This is a genomic window from Sinorhizobium sp. NFACC03 (assembly GCF_900103435.1).
Lineage (GTDB): Bacteria > Pseudomonadota > Alphaproteobacteria > Rhizobiales > Rhizobiaceae > Ensifer.
On sequence record NZ_FMXF01000026.1, the window covers coordinates 45461 to 62479 of the forward strand.

At 58.5% G+C, this 17019-nt stretch carries 16 protein-coding genes and 5 pseudogenes; 13 read left to right on the plus strand and 8 right to left on the minus strand.

Translation table 11 applies throughout. The annotated features are described in order from the left end of the window. Nucleotides 1-94: 94 nt before the first annotated feature. The 3 genes from BLU35_RS36745 (at nt 95) to BLU35_RS26235 (ending at nt 1576) form a co-directional block, all read left to right on the plus strand. Nucleotides 95-496: a phosphoribosyltransferase gene (locus BLU35_RS36745; protein WP_353615047.1), complete on the plus strand. Its 402-nt coding sequence runs from the start codon at nt 95-97 to the stop codon at nt 494-496. Further along, complete coding sequence (locus BLU35_RS36750) at nt 493-735, plus strand: hypothetical protein (RefSeq protein ID WP_353615050.1); 243 nt, start codon at nt 493-495, stop codon at nt 733-735. The genes BLU35_RS36745 and BLU35_RS36750 overlap by 4 nt, the downstream gene beginning before the upstream one ends. A 400-nt stretch (nt 736-1135) precedes the next feature. After that, nucleotides 1136-1576, plus strand: a complete 441-nt coding sequence (locus BLU35_RS26235) for a universal stress protein (RefSeq protein WP_058320835.1) — start codon at nt 1136-1138, stop codon at nt 1574-1576. A 537-nt stretch (nt 1577-2113) separates the two neighbouring features. On the opposite strand, the gene BLU35_RS26240 is transcribed toward BLU35_RS26235, so the two are convergent. Continuing rightward, the gene (locus tag BLU35_RS26240) at nt 2114-3868 is read right to left on the minus strand and encodes a SulP family inorganic anion transporter (RefSeq protein WP_093235120.1); all 1755 of its coding nucleotides are present in this window, start codon (nt 3866-3868) and stop codon (nt 2114-2116) included. 83 nt (nt 3869-3951) lie between these two features. Further along, complete coding sequence (locus BLU35_RS26245; RefSeq protein ID WP_093235121.1) at nt 3952-4224, minus strand: helix-turn-helix domain-containing protein; 273 nt, start codon at nt 4222-4224, stop codon at nt 3952-3954. Between the two features lie 476 nt (nt 4225-4700). On the opposite strand from BLU35_RS26245, the gene BLU35_RS26250 reads away from it, so the two are divergent. Further along, nucleotides 4701-5003, plus strand: coding sequence for an alkylphosphonate utilization protein (locus BLU35_RS26250; protein WP_093235122.1), 303 nt, complete (start codon nt 4701-4703; stop codon nt 5001-5003). Nucleotides 5004-5275: 272 nt separating this feature from the next. Beyond that, on the plus strand, nt 5276-5569 hold the full coding sequence (locus BLU35_RS36885; protein ID WP_093235123.1) for a DUF6894 family protein: 294 nt from the start codon (nt 5276-5278) through the stop codon (nt 5567-5569). A 559-nt stretch (nt 5570-6128) separates the two neighbouring features. Here the strand turns inward: BLU35_RS36885 and BLU35_RS26260 are convergent. Both BLU35_RS26260 and BLU35_RS35235 read right to left on the minus strand, forming a co-directional pair. After that, nucleotides 6129-8231: a bifunctional AfsR/SARP family transcriptional regulator/alpha/beta hydrolase gene (locus BLU35_RS26260; protein WP_286161638.1), complete on the minus strand. Its 2103-nt coding sequence runs from the start codon at nt 8229-8231 to the stop codon at nt 6129-6131. Nucleotides 8232-8979: 748 nt separating this feature from the next. Beyond that, nucleotides 8980-9144 (minus strand): annotated as a pseudogene (locus BLU35_RS35235) (EamA/RhaT family transporter); the annotation flags it as partial. Between the two features lie 212 nt (nt 9145-9356). On the opposite strand from BLU35_RS35235, the gene BLU35_RS35770 reads away from it, so the two are divergent. From BLU35_RS35770 to BLU35_RS26290, 4 genes and pseudogenes are all read left to right on the plus strand, one after another. Continuing rightward, the gene (locus BLU35_RS35770; RefSeq protein ID WP_093235127.1) at nt 9357-9518 is read left to right on the plus strand and encodes a Thivi_2564 family membrane protein; all 162 of its coding nucleotides are present in this window, start codon (nt 9357-9359) and stop codon (nt 9516-9518) included. A gap of 444 nt (nt 9519-9962) precedes the next feature. Further along, nucleotides 9963-10253, plus strand: coding sequence for a DUF1488 family protein (locus BLU35_RS26280; RefSeq protein WP_093235158.1), 291 nt, complete (start codon nt 9963-9965; stop codon nt 10251-10253). Beyond that, nucleotides 10247-11059 carry a transglutaminase-like domain-containing protein gene (locus BLU35_RS26285; RefSeq protein WP_093235128.1) on the plus strand — a complete coding sequence of 271 codons (813 nt, stop codon included), beginning with the start codon at nt 10247-10249 and terminating at the stop codon, nt 11057-11059. Before BLU35_RS26280 ends, BLU35_RS26285 begins: the two co-directional genes overlap by 7 nt. Before the next feature lie 51 nt (nt 11060-11110). Further along, a pseudogene (locus BLU35_RS26290) lies at nt 11111-11371 on the plus strand (Na+/H+ antiporter NhaA); the annotation flags it as partial. Here the strand turns inward: BLU35_RS26290 and BLU35_RS26295 are convergent. Next, nucleotides 11343-12082 (minus strand): annotated as a pseudogene (locus tag BLU35_RS26295) (IS5 family transposase). The pseudogenes BLU35_RS26290 and BLU35_RS26295 overlap by 29 nt on opposite strands. Before the next feature lie 286 nt (nt 12083-12368). Between BLU35_RS26295 and BLU35_RS26300 the strand changes: the two are divergent. Next, nucleotides 12369-12944, plus strand: a complete 576-nt coding sequence (locus BLU35_RS26300) for a DUF1003 domain-containing protein (RefSeq protein WP_093235129.1) — start codon at nt 12369-12371, stop codon at nt 12942-12944. A 334-nt stretch (nt 12945-13278) separates the two neighbouring features. On the opposite strand, the gene BLU35_RS26305 is transcribed toward BLU35_RS26300, so the two are convergent. The 3 genes and pseudogenes from BLU35_RS26305 to BLU35_RS36755 all read right to left on the minus strand — a co-directional run bounded on the left by BLU35_RS26305 (nt 13279) and on the right by BLU35_RS36755 (nt 15641). Next, nucleotides 13279-15057: an SLC13 family permease gene (locus BLU35_RS26305; RefSeq protein ID WP_093235130.1), complete on the minus strand. Its 1779-nt coding sequence runs from the start codon at nt 15055-15057 to the stop codon at nt 13279-13281. A 124-nt stretch (nt 15058-15181) separates the two neighbouring features. Beyond that, entirely contained in the window at nt 15182-15304 is a 123-nt protein-coding gene (locus BLU35_RS36340) for a hypothetical protein (RefSeq protein WP_093235131.1), read from the minus strand. 56 nt (nt 15305-15360) lie between these two features. Further along, nucleotides 15361-15641 (minus strand): annotated as a pseudogene (locus BLU35_RS36755) (hypothetical protein). Nucleotides 15642-16156: 515 nt separating this feature from the next. On the opposite strand from BLU35_RS36755, the gene BLU35_RS26320 reads away from it, so the two are divergent. The 3 genes and pseudogenes from BLU35_RS26320 to BLU35_RS26330 all read left to right on the plus strand — a co-directional run bounded on the left by BLU35_RS26320 (nt 16157) and on the right by BLU35_RS26330 (nt 16982). Beyond that, nucleotides 16157-16438: a hypothetical protein gene (locus tag BLU35_RS26320; RefSeq protein ID WP_093235132.1), complete on the plus strand. Its 282-nt coding sequence runs from the start codon at nt 16157-16159 to the stop codon at nt 16436-16438. 5 nt (nt 16439-16443) lie between these two features. Then, nucleotides 16444-16672 (plus strand): annotated as a pseudogene (locus BLU35_RS36345) (hypothetical protein). Between the two features lie 49 nt (nt 16673-16721). Further along, a complete protein-coding gene (locus tag BLU35_RS26330; protein ID WP_057248419.1) occupies nt 16722-16982 on the plus strand; it encodes a hypothetical protein in 261 nt (86 codons plus the stop codon). Nucleotides 16983-17019 lie beyond the last annotated feature (37 nt).

The window sequence follows — 17019 nt, forward strand, 5'->3', positions numbered from 1 at the left end:
CAAGTATCGATATGGTGGAACCGCATCGACCAGGAAAATTCGACGGCGCGAGCGGCCGGCTGCCGATGAGCACCACGGGCGAGGAGTCAAAATCATGCGCTTTTCAGATCGATCGGAGGCAGGGAAGCAGCTTGCTCGAGCTCTTGAGCACTATCGCGGCCACGATGTGGTGGTGCTAGCCCTAGTCCGTGGGGGCTTGCCGGTGGCCGCTGAGGTTGCAACCCATCTTCAAGCGCCTCTCGACGTGATCCTAGTACGCAAGATTGGAGTTCCCTGGCACCGGGAACTCGCGATGGGGGCAGTCGTTGACGGGAACAAGCCAATAGTTGTGCGCGAGGAAGAGGTCATTGCCCTGGCACGAGTGACGGAAGCGGAATTTGAAGCCGCTTGTAAAAGCGAAATCGCCGAAATTGAGCGTCGCGGCAGTTTGTATTTCGCTGGCCGCGCTCCGTCGACATCGCCAAACGCATCGCAATCGTCGTCGATGACGGCATAGCCACTGGAGCGACTATCCGTGCAGCTGTCGAAGGCATCAGGAAACGCCAACCCTCAAGAATAGTTGTCGCGGCCCCAGTGGCTTCCCCAAAAGCGGTCGCGGCGCTGCAAGGACAAGTCGATGAAGTCTGTTGTTTGATTTCACCGCAGTCGATGGACGCGATTGGATATTTCTATGGGGATTTTTCCCAACTGAGCGACGACGACGTCATCCGTGTGCTCGCCGCCAATAGCGCCTAAGTTCGAACGCGAGCCGTTTCTCAATCGTTGGCTTGTTCGGGCCATACCGGGCCGTATGACATTTGGATTGTGACATCTTCCAAGCTCTGCAGAAAGTAGATCAATCTCTCATCTTGGCCAAAGACCGGCCGGTTTGAGTTCTTCCAGAACCTCGTGACGAAGCCGCCTTCGGGGCGGCACATATCATAAACATTGGCCAGGTATCACGTCGTCGGTGTGTCGTTCATTTTCGCAAGTTCGCTCGCTGTTGGCTGAACCCATGCCGATGACTGGAGCTGGTCATTCGCTCTTTTTTGCTTGCTCACCGAATAAATAAGGTGAAGCTAAATTAATTGATCTGGGTCAATGTGGCTCAGGGCGATGCGGCTACCTTGATTCCGACTTCAATCGGGAGGCTTTCATGTTCAGCAACATCCTCATACCTACCGATGGCTCACCGCTCGCGACGCTGGCCGTGGATGCCGCCATCACGTTCGCAAAGGAAGTGGGCGCGAAAATCACCATCCTTATCGTGACGGAGCCCTTTCACCTCGTTTCTCTGGATGCGGAGCAACTCAGCAACACCCGGGCGCAATATGAGGCGCTTTCCGAAGTGCATGCTGCCGAGACGCTTCGCGCCGCTCGGACCAGGGCCGAAGCGGCCGGCGTTCGCTGTGTGACCGATCAAACCAGCGCTCACGAGGTTTACCTTGAGATCATCAGAAAAGCGCAGGATATCGGCGCCGATCTGATCATCATGGCTTCGCACGGCCGCGGCGGTGTCGGCGCCTTGATCATCGGCAGCGTCGCCGCCAAAGTTCTTACGCATTCGACCATCCCCGTCCTGATATACAGGAAATAACACGAAGACTGAGACAAAATCGTCCGGAAAGGTGTGCATCGCCCCCGAACTTTCTCGAACCGGCATTCCGAAATTGAATCGTTAATGGAGCACCGACGCGCCTTCATCTCCGAGCTGATCAGAGCCGCCAACGAGGTCTAGAGGCTGACGCCGCATGAGATAAGTCGCCTCCTTGACCGTTCTGACGCTACGATCCGCGAATGCTTCAGCAGACCAGCGTTGGGGGTTGTCGGCGCGCAAGAGACGTCGTGATCGATCTGCAAATTGCGTCGCAGGGCTTCTCGGATCGCATAATGTATCGTCGGGAACCGGCGCGTCGCCTCGCAGTCTTCGAGCTGCCTCTTCCTTGTCACCCATAATTACGGCAGCGCTGAATGAGAGCAAAGAAGGGCTGTCCTTTAGGGCTGTAGAAAGATGCGAGGGATCAAGGTAGGTTTCGAGCCATAGGATCCCTGCGCGCGGGCTACTCATCGCACCCGTTTCCCATTTCTCCACTGTGGACGCTGGCGTTGAATCGGCCCCACAATCGTACGGCTGTTATACTCCGCCAGGTCCATCTTCACACTCGATCTGCCTTAGTGCCCCTTCGATCGTGGCTTTGTATCGCACGCGCGGTGGCCGCACATTATGCGCAAACAGCATGCGGCGGGCCTGCGCCGAGGCACCCGTGATGAAGAAGCGCACCTTGGCGCGTCCAGCTTTGTGAACCGCGCCTTCTATAACGCTCGCAGCAGTAGAATCGAGAAATGGGACGGCCGAGCAATCAAGGATGAAGTTTTGCCGTTGGTCAGCGATGCGATCGAGGATCGCGCCGACCGTCGAGGCAGCGGCGAAGAAAAAGGCACCGGAAATGCGGTAGACGACTGTGTCCGGATCGCTGGCGGTTTCCGTATGATAAGGCTTGCGCCCACCATTTGCCTCATCGGCGATGTCTTCGACCTGTGAAAAGGTGTGAGCTTCGACCGCGATCGTCTTCGACATCCTGTCGATGAAGAGCACTGCGCCGAGCGCGAAACCAATGACGATGCCTTCCGTCAGATCGCGGAAAACAACAAGCAGGAAGGTGACGATCAGCACCAGCGCGTCACCGCGCGAGGAGCGCAGCAGGGCGGCCACCGACTGCGTCTCGATCATGTTCCAGGCAACGACCGTGAGCAGGCCGGCGAGCGCAGAGAGCGGAATGTAACTCGCGAGGGGCGCGGCAATTAGCATAAATCCGAGGAGGAACAAGGCATGCAGCATCCCAGAGACGGGGCCATAGGCGCCGGCTCGAACATTTGTTGCCGTGCGCGCGATCGTGCCGGTCGCACAGATGCCGCCAAACAGCGCCGAGGCTATATTGGCCACACCCTGTGCTACGAGCTCGCAATTGGAACGGTGGCGCCGTCCTGTCATGCCATCGGCAACGACCGCTGAAAGTAGCGACTCGATCGAGCCAAGCAGGGCGAAGGCGATGGCGTCCGGCAAAACGGCAAGCAAAAGGTCGCCGCTAATCGCAGGCATCGACGGCAGTGGTAGACTGCGCGGAATACCGCCGAAGCGTGTCCCGATGGTATCCATAGGCAAATCGAAGACGGCAGTGACGAGCGATGCGGCGGTGATGGCGAGCAGCATCCCTGGCCAGCCAGGCCGTAAACGTTTCAGGGTGAGGATTGTGACGATTGTCAGTATCGCCACGCCAAGCGCTGAAAGACTAAGCGTGGGCGCTGCTGCGGTCAGTGCGGCCAGCTTCGCCAAAAGCTCGCCCGGTTCCTCGCTCGGCAATCTCAGTCCGAACAGTTCTCTGAATTGGCTGGCGAAAATGATGACAGCGATACCGGCCGTAAAGCCGATGGTCACGGGATAGGGAATGAATTTGATATAGGTGCCGAGCCGCAAATAGCCAGCGGTCAGCATGAAGACACCCGACATCATTGTCGCCAGAAGCAGGCCTTCGAGCCCGTGGTGGTGCGCTGTTGATGCTACGAGCACGATGAAGGCACCTGCTGGTCCTCCGATCTGGAAACGGCTGCCGCCAAGGGCCGATATCAGGAAACCGCCGACTATCGCGGTGAAGAGGCCGCGTTCGGGGGAGACGCCCGAGGCAATGGCAATTGCCATGGAAAGCGGCAGAGCCACGATCGCCACAGTAAGTCCGGCGACCGTGTCGCTGCGCAATTGTGACCAGGCATATCCCTCGCGCAACACCGTGACGAGTTTAGGTGTGTACAATTCCCAGAACGATGGGCTGGAAAATTGTGCCGTCGTCGGGCTGCTGGCCGTTCCAGTCTTCGCTTGCCGTGATATCCCCATTTGTTCTTCCGGCCCTTGGTTAAAGGTGGCGGGGGGGAGACGTCAGGATCGGCGATTGCCGCCGTTGAAGACACCTCCGCGTTTCACTGCCTCGCATCGCTGGAGGATCCCGGCTGGACCAGGCGGACACCGCGCCCGCCGCGCTCGCTCGCCTGGTTGTCGCTGATCAATTCTACGCCGCAGGCATTGAGCGCTTCGATCACTCGCGTCAGCGTTTCGATCACGCCGCGTACAATGCCTTCGCTGGCCTCCATGCGCTGGATCGTTGGCACCGACACGCCCGCCAGCTCTGCAAGCGTCTTCTGGTCGATGCCGGCAAGAGCCCGGGCGGCTCGCATCTGTGCAGCAGTGATCATGCATATATTCCCTAGCTGTTAATCTAAATTAGTGATGCATTGAAGTTCATGTTTCAAGCCTAATTCCTGAGGTGCTCGATGGCGCGCCAGAAACGGATGCTAACCGCGCGTTCGCTGCGGTTCTCAAATAGGCGGTCCGCTATCGTCACCGGGTAGCAGCGATCCGGCCACGTGGGGATACGGGCGCTTCAAAGCTGGGTGTTGGTAGGCGCCAGTGCGGCGCCGGTCCGCTCGCTGGGCACGGCGAGTTCCGGTCGGCCCAGCATGACAGCGATCCTTGAACCGATAAAGGTAGAGATGTCCAATCCATTCAAACCTTGCATGGTGGGTGCGCAAGCGTCCGACTTCCACCGGCGCTGAACTGCGGTTTGATTTCGCGCGGCAACGGGGATAGAGGCACATACGATTTTAGCTGCCGATGACGAGAGCATCTCGTCGATCCGATAAGACAAATTGGGTACTAGAGCGGAGTGAACATGAGTGACCAGAACGATGTCTACATTTACGACGAGGCGACCGGCGAATGGCGGCCGGCCTCGGAAATCGCTGCGGAAGCTGCGAAGGTCGCGGAGGTTCGCGATGCCTCCGGTAATCTTCTAGTGCACGGAGACTCCGTGGTCCTGATCAAAGACTTAAGGGTGAAGGGTGCCGGCCAAACCCTAAAGCAGGGCACAGTCATTAGGTCGATTCGGCTCACCGATAACCCGGAAGAGATCGACTGCCGCCACGACGCGATCAAGGGACTGGTCCTGCGCACCGAGTTCGTTCGCAAGCGGTAACCAAGAACATCAGCGCCGTTGTCGGGATGTCGGACGGGTGTTCCGGGGCTCCGCATGGTGTGGGCGACACGTTCCTCGATCGACTCTGACTGTCACGCCCCTGAGGGGCGCCCCATCAGACGGCACGAGCGGCCTCGTAACGCGACAGATGAACGAATGGTCGCCCCGACAAAGCAACCAGGCGGCGAGGCGCGTGTCACGCAACTGTCACGCGCAAAGAACTTTAGAAACTGCTAAGAAGTAGAGAGCCATGACGGTGTTCGAGTACGAAGATGCGCCGATACCTCTTTCACATTCATCTTCTTGGGACGGTCAATCGCGACCACACCGGAGCGTTTCATGCTAGCGACAGCCAGGCGGTGGCGCGCGGGAGATCGGTTGCGGACGGGATCGCAGAAAACGACAGGCACCGGAGCGTGATCGTAACCGTTGAAAGGGCAGGTGGCCCGGTTTTGGCGCGCGTAACTGCGACGAAGGCCATGCCCCCCTGGCAGTCTGCAAGCTCGAAGTTCGAACACGCCTGGCGGGAACTGACCGGCTTGGATTATCAGCCAACTCCCGAGTGATTGCGCCCGCGTTTTCGGGGAGGAATGAAGGTTTGGACGATGATCTGGTCTCGGTGAACGGGAGACGGCGCACACTTGGCTGGCGAGAGGCGCCGGCGATCGACGCGGACGACTTCGTACCGCAATAAAATGCCACCTGCATGCATTCCGTACTTGGGGAGACGAAAGAGCCGGCCGGGACGTGAGGTGGAACGCGATATACAGAATCCGCACCGATGCGGATTTCAACAGCATTCGCGACCACCTGCGCTACGTGCAGCTTCTTGCTTCGCAGGACCCGTGATGCACTTCTACTCCTGATGGAGGTCTCTGTCGGGCAAGTGAGGCAAGCTCTGCTGACGCCCAATCAGGTCCGCCGCTTCGACCTCTAACGAACTGCGCGAGGCGCTTGGACGATAAACGCTTCGTTCGAGAGAGCTGATGTAGGTGCGATCAGTGTCGGCACGAGCAGCGTGGCCGCAGCACAAATCACCCTCATTCGCATCTAATATCCCCCCGAAGCACCTTGGTCTCAACTTAAGTCTTTAAAGGCAGGAAAGGTTATCCTGAATTCATGGATCTAGGAAATCGGTTCAACGGAAAAGTACGGCCATGGGCCGGGGATCCCCGGCAGGTCGAGCTGCCCCCGCGGATCAAAGGAGCGGTTTGCACCGATGACGAGATCGCGCACGGTGCGGGAGACGATGATGTCGCCCGGTCCCGCGCAGCCCGCAAGTGCCGCGGCAAGCCGCAGGACCGGGCCGGCATAGAGGCCGTGGTGCCTTTCGCACTCGCCGATTTGGACGGCTGCTCGCACATTCAGGCCGATGTGATTCAGGCGGTCCCGAAGATCGAATGCACAGGCGATCGCCTGGCTGGGCTGCCGGAACACGACGACAAGCCTGAAATCCTGGAGGTCGATCGCCTCACCGTCGGCAGCACGAAGCTGACGAAAGGCATCGTCCTGCCAATCTTTCATCCGGCCGGAAGATGAGCTGTTCTCGGGCGTGGATGGGTCTTGAATGTCCAGGTGCAAGACCGTCAGCAAGGTGCTTTCGGTCGGAACAGGCTGGGCAGACGCCAGGAACCGCCGGATTTCGTCCATCAGCCGATCGGCATCAGCGCCCCAGATGATATGGTCGTCCCCGGGCAGCTCCACATATGTCGCGCCGGGAATGCGGCTTGCCAGATAACGCCCTTCTTCGGGCTTAACCCAGCGGTCGCCGGTTCGCTGGGTGATCAGGGTCGGAACGCGGATCGCCGGAAGGATGTCGCACGCATCGATTTCGACGCTCCACCGCCACAAGGCGACCGCATCGGCGGGGGACGCCGAATTTCGCAGGTAAGCCGCAAACCATTCGCGTTCCACCATATTGTCGACTAGGCTCGGGGCCGCCCGGCTAAGGTCCGCCGGGCGGCCCCACTCCCGCTCGATGGCAAGCAGTTCCTCTTCGAGTTCTTCGCGGGTGCGCCCCCAGGGATAGTCCGATGACCAGAGACCCCGCGCATAGGCGCCGTGCAAGATAAGGGCGGTCGTGCGTTCGGGATAGCTTGCGGCGAACAACATGCACATGAGGCCGCCTTCCGAACTGCCGAACAGGACCGTCTTTAGCGACCCGACCGCATCCAGTACGGCGCGCACATCCTGCATGCGCTGTTCAAGTGTCGGAAAACCGGTGCCACGATCCGAAAGGCCCGTGCCGCGTTTGTCAATGCGGATTAGGCGGCAGAAGGAACCGAGACGGTGGAGAACGCGTGACAGTCTCGGCGACTCCCAGGCGTAGTCCAGATTAGAAACCCAGCCTTGCACATATACGAGGTCGAAGGGGCCGTCGCCTGTCACCTGGTAAGCGATGTTGACCCCGTCCGATTTCACGTAGAGGGTTTGAGGGCGGCCTTCGAACGGCGCCCCTTTCTCCGGTGGTCGCCCGGCAACCGGTGCCGCGCGGCGCGCCCGCAGATCCTGGTAGAGGGCCTGCGTTTCTGGCTCGGGCTGCACACCGAGCTGCTTGCGCAGCGTATCGGCGCAACGCTGGTATTGTGCGAGGGCGAGGTTGAACTGTCCCTTCGTCGCATAGGCGCGCATCAGCGCGCGGTGTATGTCCTCCCGCAGTGGATCGAGGCTGAGCAGGCGTGTTGCCGCGGGAACGAAGGCACCCGCCTCGTTTCCCGCGATGTGGCGGGTGATGAGATTCTCCAGAACGGCAATGGCGATCAGCCGCAACCTTTCCCGCTCGGTGCGAAGCCAGTCTTCGAACGGCTCTTCCGCAAGGTTGAAACCTTCGAGGAGTTCTCCGGCATAGAGGGCGATCGCCTTTTCGAAGTCGTCCGTCGCGGAGCCGGCAGCCAGGACCTCAAACTGCCAGACGTCAAGATCGGCATCGCGGAGGTCGAGTGCCACCCGGTCACCCTTGATCACAAGCCATTCCCGTCCTGTCGCCCCCAGCGCTCGCCGCAGCACCGACAAAGTTTGCCGCAGGTTCGCACGGGCCTGCTCTTCGGCCACCCCGCCCCATAGCAAGGTGGCAAGTTTCTCGCGTGATTGGGAGCGTCCGGTCTGGAGCGCCAGATAGGCCACCAAGGCACGCGCCTTGCGCGTAGAGGCTGGAGACCCCGCAGCAAGGCCCGCGCAGTCGAACCCGCCCAGCAGGGTGAGGAAGGGGCGTCTCATCGAATTCGCCAAAGCCATCTTTTTACGAATCCATCACGCGCGGCCTCACACCCTTTTGACGGGGACGGAGGATCGTGCGGACGACGCCGCACGTCGAAGTTGGAGGCTAGTGCAATGAGTTTCATCCGTAAAGGCGAAGAGGGTATGCGCGAGGGAGCCGAGGGGCGGGTCCGGTGGCGGGCGCGCCTGCATATCCTATGGATTACTGCCATCAATCCGGTTGTCCCATGGCACCGGCAGAGCGAACATCTCCTGCGGGATATCGGCAAGAGCGCTGCCGATGCCGAACGGGAAGCGTATGCCAGAAGCTTTGGCTCGTTTCGCCGATTTCGTTTTCCAGATCGCGAATAGGCCTGCTTTGGCAAGCAGCCCTGACCGGGCGTTCGTCTGGATAGGAGATGGCGGGCATGTGAATGGCACACCGGTACCCGGTTAGCGCGGCTCGAACCCACGCGGACAACCGACAGCATTCGGTCAGCTGATTAAGCGCGCTCGGGGCGGTTTCATGGCTTCGCCAGTCCCACGCCATGCCAGCCAGTTCCACAATAGACATAGGCAGCAAAGGCTGGCTTTTCAGCAATTTGAGAACGTAAGGTGTGTGTCGCTGGTTCGAATGCCCTCAAGGCGAGAGGTGCGCCCGCCACACCGTCTTCCGGTGTGTCAGCTCTTGCGTCTGATATTTGCGACCAGCGATTTTGGCGAGGCCAAATTCTGCCGGAAAATCAAGAAACCTGCGGAATAGCTTCATTGTGTGTCCGCGATGGAAGATGCGGATGGCTAAAACGACGCCAACAATCAGAACACCGACAACGGCAGCCTCAACTCCCGTCGGCCACCGCGTGTGAACAACAAGACCGCCGATGACGCCGAAGGCTGTCGCTGAAACGATCAGTTGCGCCGCCAACGCTACCGGCAAGCGTCGGGACCTCGCCGCTTTCGTTGAGATCTACAGCCTCGCCAAGAGGTGGCCGCGGCGATTTTGCGATGTCCTGAAGTTGGGCCGGTGAGCTCGTGCCTTCGCGGGTGTCTCTAGCGCCGTTTGCCCGTGTCGCGTCCACGCCGCTCTTCCCTTTATAGAACTCAGCCATATTTACACCTCCACTGCCGGAAGGCGGTTCCTTCGAAGGGACCTGGGGCATGTCCATCATAATCAGCATCCTGATCACGGCCCTTATCATCGCCTTGGTGCTGTACCTCGTGCAAAAACTTCCGATTGACTCGACGATGAAGCAGATGGCTCAGATCGTCGTTGTAGTCGTCGGCATAGTCTTGTTGCTCAGCTCGCTGGACGTGTTCTGATCAGTGCACGGGGCTTGCCACTACTCGACCCAGCCGACGCCACCGGCCGGGAGTTGCTCTCAGCCCGCTTTTCCAGCCTTTGCGGTGCGGATTGGGCGAAGGCGTCAAGAAACTTGCGCGCCTGCCGGGGTTGCAATTCGCAAAAGGGAAAATCCTGATGAACGGCCACCACCACGAACGCCCACAGCAATGAAATTGAAGCCGGCTTATTCGGACTCTAAATTGTGAAGGTTGCCGCCGACACGCGCGGACACGCCTGTAAACACGTGATAGACCGCCCAGGAGCGATCCGCTTCCATGAGGCGGCCGTGCTGATGATCCACTGTGTCAGACGCTGGCGCGCCATCTTCATTTCCTAGCTTTTGATCGCTAGTGCATGTAAAAGCGGATCAGCCTATCGGCACCCGCGTGGACCGCGTCGCGCGAAACAGAGGTTCGCTGATGATGACGCTGTTACTTCCGAATCCGAGCCGCAGCGTCGATGAAAAGCGAAACGCCGTCCGCTTCTTTGGCCATGACGGTATGTTTGAGTTGCGGTTCTTCGTCGGGGCCGAGGCGCTCGTGATGGCGGATGCCGAATTGGGCAGGTCGGAAATCTCGGAATCGAAGTTCCTTTCTGTTTTCGACGCGTTGCGCCTGTCCATCTACGAAGTCCCACGCAAGGCCTATTCCAGTGGCCGCGATTCCTACACACTGACCGCCGCCGATTTCCGCCAGGATGGATTCAGATGCTGATCCGCTACGGCTATGAGATCACCCTGAACTTCCAACAACCGACCGCGTTGATATGCCTGCTGTCGGTCCACGAGGATCGCGCGGCCGATATCCGGGTTCCTGAAACGACATTCACCGCCCCCGATGTGCCGACATCGACCTATCGCGATCTCTTCGGCAACCGATGCCGGCGGCTTGTCGCACCGGCGGGTGACCTGACGATATGGGGCGATGCCACAATCGAGGACGACGGCAAACCGGACAAAGTTCTGCCAGCCGCCCAGGAGCTCCCAGTGCCGGAGTTGCCGGACGATTGCCTCACCTACCTCATGGGCAGCCGCTATTGCGAAACCGACCGTCTCAGTCAGAGCGCTTGGGACATGTTCGGTTCGGTCGCGCCCGGTTGGGGTCGTGTGCAAGCGATCTGCGATTTCGTCCACCACCATATCCGCTTCGACTACATGCAAGCCCGGTCGACGCGGACGGCCTTCGAAGTCTTTCATGAACGCGTTGGTGTCTGCCGCGACTTCGCACATCTTGCGGTCACGCTTTGCCGCTGTCTCAACATTCCCGCGCGCTATATCAACGGTCATCTCGGCGACATCGGCGTCCCGATCTTCGACCCGATGGATTTCAGTGCCTGGTTCGAGGTCTTCCTGGACGATGGATGGCACACGTTCGATCCGCGCAACAATACGCCACGTATCGGCAGGATCGTGGTTGCGCGCGGCCGTGACGCGGCCGATGTCCCCCTCATCAACTCGTTCGGGCCGCACGTCCTCAAGTCGTTCCGGGTGTGGACTTATGAGGTGCCGGCCTTGCAATAACCCGCTGGGAACATTGCCAGTCGCGATCAAAACGCAGGAGCGGTTTACGGCATGAGGGACCGCCTCTCACGGCTTCCCAGGGAACCCGCGGATCGGCTTACTAAGCCATTCATGCGATTCCTCCGCATTGAGGCTACGGCGGGCATTATCCTGCTGCTCAGCACGCTCTTGGCGCTAGTCCTCGCAAACACAGCGTGGTCGTCGTCGTTCCTCGCCTTATGGGAGATGCCCGCGGGCGTCAGAGTTGGCGACATCGAGACCTATCGTTCTCTGAAGCACTGGATCAACGACGGGCTGATGACGCTCTTTTGGCGGCGAGGTAGTTTTCCGGGCGCTTGTCATATCGGGTTGCGATGCCTCGGAACTGCTTGATCCTGTTGAAGAACCGTTCCACGAGATTGCGTTGCCGATAGACCCAGCGCGAAAACACGAAAGAGCCCTTGCGATTACGCTACGGCGGGATGTTGGCCCAGGCCTTTCGCTCGGCGGCCTCAGCCCGAATGGCATTCGTGTCATAACCCTTGTCGGCCAGCAGGATGTCCCCCTCGCCAAGCTCATCCGTCAGCGCGTCGGCTTCGGCACAATCGGCGATCTGTCCACCAGTCAGACGCAGATTGACCGGGCGACCTTCGGCATCGACGAGCGCGTGGATTTTGCTCGTAAGCCCGCCGCAGGAACGTCCCATGCCACCATCGTCTCCATCCCCTTTTTTCCCGTGGCCGCGTGCTGGTGAACGCGGACACAGGTCATCACGATGTCGCCATCGTAGGCCTTGCACACCGCTTCAAGAAGCCGATCCCATACCCCGGCTTTGCGCCAGCGGACGAAGCGGTTGTAACTGGTCGTCGGCGGGCCATAGCGTGCCGGAACTTCCGCCCAAGGCGAGCCCGTTCGAAACCGCCGGAGGATGCCATTCAGGACCCGCCGATCATCAACGCGGGCAACGCCGCGTGGCTTGTTGGGCAACAACGGCGAGATGATCGACCATTCGTGGTCAGTCAGTTCGTAGCGACGACGCGTCATCAAATGCTTCCCTATTTCGAAGCCTTGAATCACGGTGGTCGATAAATGCCAAGAAATTTTATGGGTGTAAAATTCCGATTCTGACGTGCGGGTCTGCGCGCCACCTTCCGAACCAGGCTCAGGATCCTTCCTCCTTGCGTGGATCGTCGCCAACCTGACGCAAGAGCTGGGTGAAGTAATGGTTCAAGCTTTCGAATGAGCGTTTTGCATGCGACTGTTGCTCCGTTGCGGAACCAGCGATTTGGCGAAGGCTGTAACGGGTGAGCGCCTGAATCAGGAGGAAGGTATGTCCAGGGAAACAGAAGAGAACATCGACGAACGGCAAGAGATTGCCGACCGTGCGATCCGCTATTTGGGAAGGCCGGCCGCGTTGCTTACGGATCGGGAACGCGCGGTTTTTCGACGCCATCTAGCCCGACGCGCAATAACGCGGGACCCGAATCGCTCTTTTGACGAGAAGCTGACGCCCGGGCAACGTTTGGCGGACAAGGTGGCCGAGTTCGGTGGCTCGTGGACCTTCATCATGACTTTCGCGCTAGCACTCGCGCTGTGGGTCGGAGCGAATGTACTTGCAACTACCCGCGCCTTCGATGCTTATCCCTTCATTTTTCTCAATCTCATTCTATCGATGCTGGCAGCCGTTCAAGCACCCGTGATCATGATGAGCCAGAACAGGCACTCGATCAAAGATAGGGTCGATGCGACACACGACTATGAGGTTAACCTGAAGGCGGAAATTGAGATCATGGCGCTGCATGACAAGCTGGATCAGATGCGCGAGATTGAACTTAAATCCCTGGTTGACAAGCAGCAGCAACAAATCGAGCTGCTGGCAGGACTTCTCATCAATCGCAACAAATAGGTCGTGGCGCATGTCACTCAGATAGTCTTCGGACGAATGACGATTCCCTTGGCTCCCTTGGGTCGAACAGGTAGACCGCAATCAGTATGCCCCACGCGTGTTTCTTCGCGGCGTGTTCGTGGAATTCGCGGTACCTCCCCTCAATGACTAAACATCTCCATCGGTGCCACTCAATGAAATGCTCGATCTCGACGCATACAAGCGGATTACTCCGCATGAATTCAATCTTACTTCCCGGCGTCGTTGCGATCGATCTGCTCATTCTGGTCCCGACGGGCAGACTTTAGGCTGACGCCACGATGAACCTGAAATCGGGATTGAAACGACGCTTGCGCTAGATGGGCGGCCAAAACCAAAGGATCAGAGGCACGCCCATTAAGACCACAATAAACGAGAGCGGCAGCCCCAACTTCCAATAGTCGCCGAAGCGATAGCCGCCAGGGCCTAGCACCAGGGTGTTGCACTGGTGTCCAACAGGCGTGAGAAAATCGCAAGCCGCCCCCACCGCGACTGCCATCAGAAACGCATCCGGATTGTAGCCAAGGCGCTGAGCAAGGGTGACCGCGATCGGGGCGACTACGAGAACGGTGGCTGCATTGTTCAGAAACGGTGTTGCTGCCATTGCGACCACCATGATCATTGCAAGGGCCCCATAGGGGGGCAACGTGGTAGCAAGTTGAGCAAGGCCGCCGGCGATTAGGTCGGCACCACCGGTCGCACGGATCGACTCGCTGACCGGAATGAGAGCGCCCAGCATTATTAGGATGGGCCAATCGACAGCCTCGTAAGCTTCCCGAAGCGAAAGTGAACCAAGCACTACCGTCAGCACAGCAGCCGTAAAGAAGGCCGTGGCGACGGGCAGCAGGCCGAATGCCGTTAGCACCATGGCACCAGCCAGGACCACCACCGGAATCAGGCCTTTTCGGGGATTCCCCAAGCGGATTTCGCGTCCGGCCAACGGAAGAAGACCGAGTTCCATTAACCTGTTCGGGAGAAGCACGAGATCGCCCTTCAAAACGAGCACGTCGCCTGGCTTTAATACGATGTCGCGCAATCGATCAGTGAAGCGCTCGCTGCTTCGGCTTACTGCGAGCAGATTAATGTTGAAGCGATCATGCAGCGCCAAACGCTTGGCGGTTTGCCCGATCAAGACTGATTTCGGGCCGATCACCGCCTCAATCCCTGCAATCTCCTCGTCGGTTCCCTTCGCTTCCGTGGGGCGGTCGTGTCCCTCCAGTTCCAGACGTGCACGACTGATGCCTCGCTCGAGCGCCTGAGGGTCTCCCTCCAACAGAACGATATCCCCTTGGCGGAGTTCGACGTCCGGCAGTGGAGTCACGCGCTCGACTCGGTTGCGAATGAGGCCAGTGACAAGGACTTCCTCGTCCAACAAGATCGACAGGTGGCTGATCGACTTGCCGATGACCGACGAAGTGGCAGTAACACGCGCCTCTGTCATGTAGTCCTTGATGTTCAGCGCCTTCTCCATTGTCGCGACCGCCGTGCGTTCGTTGGGAAGCAGCCGGTAGCCAAACGCCAGAAAGACTACTCCCGCTGCGGCTAGCCCTATGCCGACGGGGGTGAAATCGAACATGTTGAATGGGCGGCCCGTCAGTTCCTCGCGCATTCGGGAGACGACGATGTTCGGCGATGTGCCGACGAGGGTCATGAGCCCGCCAAGCAAGGAGCCAAACGCCATCGGCATGAGAAGAGACGAGGGGGAAGCTTTCGACCGGCGCGCCATCTGGAATGCTACTGGGATCATCATCGCCAGTGCGCCGATGTTCTTAATGAAGATGGAGAGAACCGAGACAGTCGTCACGAGAATAACAACCTGACCCTGCACAGAGGTCACGCTGGGCGCCACCCGATGGAGCAATGCCTCTATGACGCCACTGCGCTCAATCGCGGCGCTGACGACAAGCGCGCTGGCTACAATGATGACAATATCGTCCCCGAAGCCGAAGAACGCTGCCTTGTGCGGCACGATACCGGTGAAAACTGCGGCAAGCAGCGCGAGAACTGCAATGAGGTCGTAGCGGAGCCGTCCCCATATGAAAGCGACCATTAGGCTGATCAGAATGGCGAAGGCGAACGCCTGAGCCTGTGTCATGGATAAAGTCCCGACCTCCTCCTCCCAATGCCAGGTCCATTTTACTCGCTGAAAGAGCTAATGTCGGGATAACTTACCAGCTTCATTCCAGCTTCGTAGAGCGGATGCACGCATGATTAGGCGACTACAGGATGCTTCCGAACAGGACCGAATAGACGATCACAGCAATCGCCAGCGTAAACGCAAGCGATACGAACATGCGCGTGAAATCGTAGGTACTGAAGCGGGCGGGGATGAGGTTTTTCATTGCGATCTCCTAAGTTTCGCCTGGTCGAGATGCCCAAAGCGCAGCGTCACCGCGCCTCAAGATAGTGAGCGACTGCAACTCTTGCTGACCCTGCCGAAGATGTCCGCTGGAACTTGGATATCGGTCAGAATGGTCGCTACGAATTCGTCGCGCTTGGCATGATTGTCGTAGCCTTTAAGTGCTGCGAGGTCCGTGCTGGTGGCAGTTGCCATTCGCCCTGCCGCACTTGAACAGGTGCCCGCAAGCGCAGCCGCTCTGGCCTCGGTGCCGCGAAAAGTCCAACGACTAGACCGATCGCATAGGGCTTTGTCCGCTCAAGGACTTGATCGAATGTCATGATTTCGTTCCCTTTAATCAGGTTGATTTTCGGGATCGTTGCGGGCCCGCGCTCGGACCAGGAGCCAATGGCAATCCGGATTTTTTACAGTGCGCTTTAAAAGAATTAATGTAAACAACCAATTACAATGTTAATTCAAAACTACGTTGCAAATAATGATCGTGAATGATCTTGGGTAGAAAATGACAAATATCGATTTTTCAGTGAAAATATATTTATACAATCCGAAATATGTTTTCGCCGAAACAGATTTTCGATCAATAAACATAGTAAAGCCGTATTCAAGGCATACAGATTTATGATGGTTCTGAGGCCAGCGTGGCTTTTTGCTTCAGCAGAGGCAGCAGGCCCGCCCAACTCACCAATCTCGATTCCGCATATTCAGGTGCGGTGCCGTCGTTATGAGCTTCGTCCGATGAGGCTGTAGCGACGGGAGCTGTTCGCGCTGCTATTGGCGCCAAACGGCCGATCCTGGCTGAATCTCGCCCACGTATGCCACAGAAAAGGAGGGCAGCATGTTTGCCCGGACGAAACATCGAACAGTCCATTTCGACCAACCATTCTGGATGCCAGACCTCGGTGAGATAGTGGCTCGTGGCGACTACCAAGTCGATGAGGACGAGGAGTTGATCGAAGGCATCTCGTGGCTCGCTTATCGCCGTGTGGCGACCTTTATCACGCTACCAGCGACGGCCGCGAACGAATACCGAATGCGTCTGATAGCAATCGATCCTGAGGAACTTGAACGCCTGATAGCCGTCGATCGCCACGAAGCCGCAATCTCGCCGTCACCCTAACCGTAATGGCAACATCAACGCCTAACCATCGATTTCCGATCGGTCTGTCAGTGCGCCTTAAAGATCGCGCAAATATTTCACCCCGTGCGGCGGTAACGATCACATCATCGCCAAACTCGCCTTCAGGGACAACTCGCCTCGGTATCGCATCCGCAATGATGAACTCGGCCAGAGCGAGTGAGCAACGAAGATAATCTGCAGCCGATTGAACGGGGCATGACGCCCGATAAATGAGCAGCGTCGCCAGTCGGGGCACAGGCGACCGCCGCAAGGAGGGCTGCAGATGAAAAGCAAACACGAAGAACACGCGCTCGTCATCAGCGCATGGGAATCCGAAGGGGGCGCGCCGAACAGATCCGGACAGCTCGATCAGTATGGTCGCCGTTTCGACGGAGACGGAACCTATTCGATCTATCACGTCTTCACGGGAGAGACTGCAGAAATAGGCCCTTGGAAGATGGAGGGGCTCAGCCCTAAAAATGCAGTGCGGGCGCTGCGTATTCTCAATACCCCCAAGCTCGCTGGCGATCGCCTCCACCTGTGAACAAACACCCGTAGCGCTTTTTTTGAAGGGAGGCGCC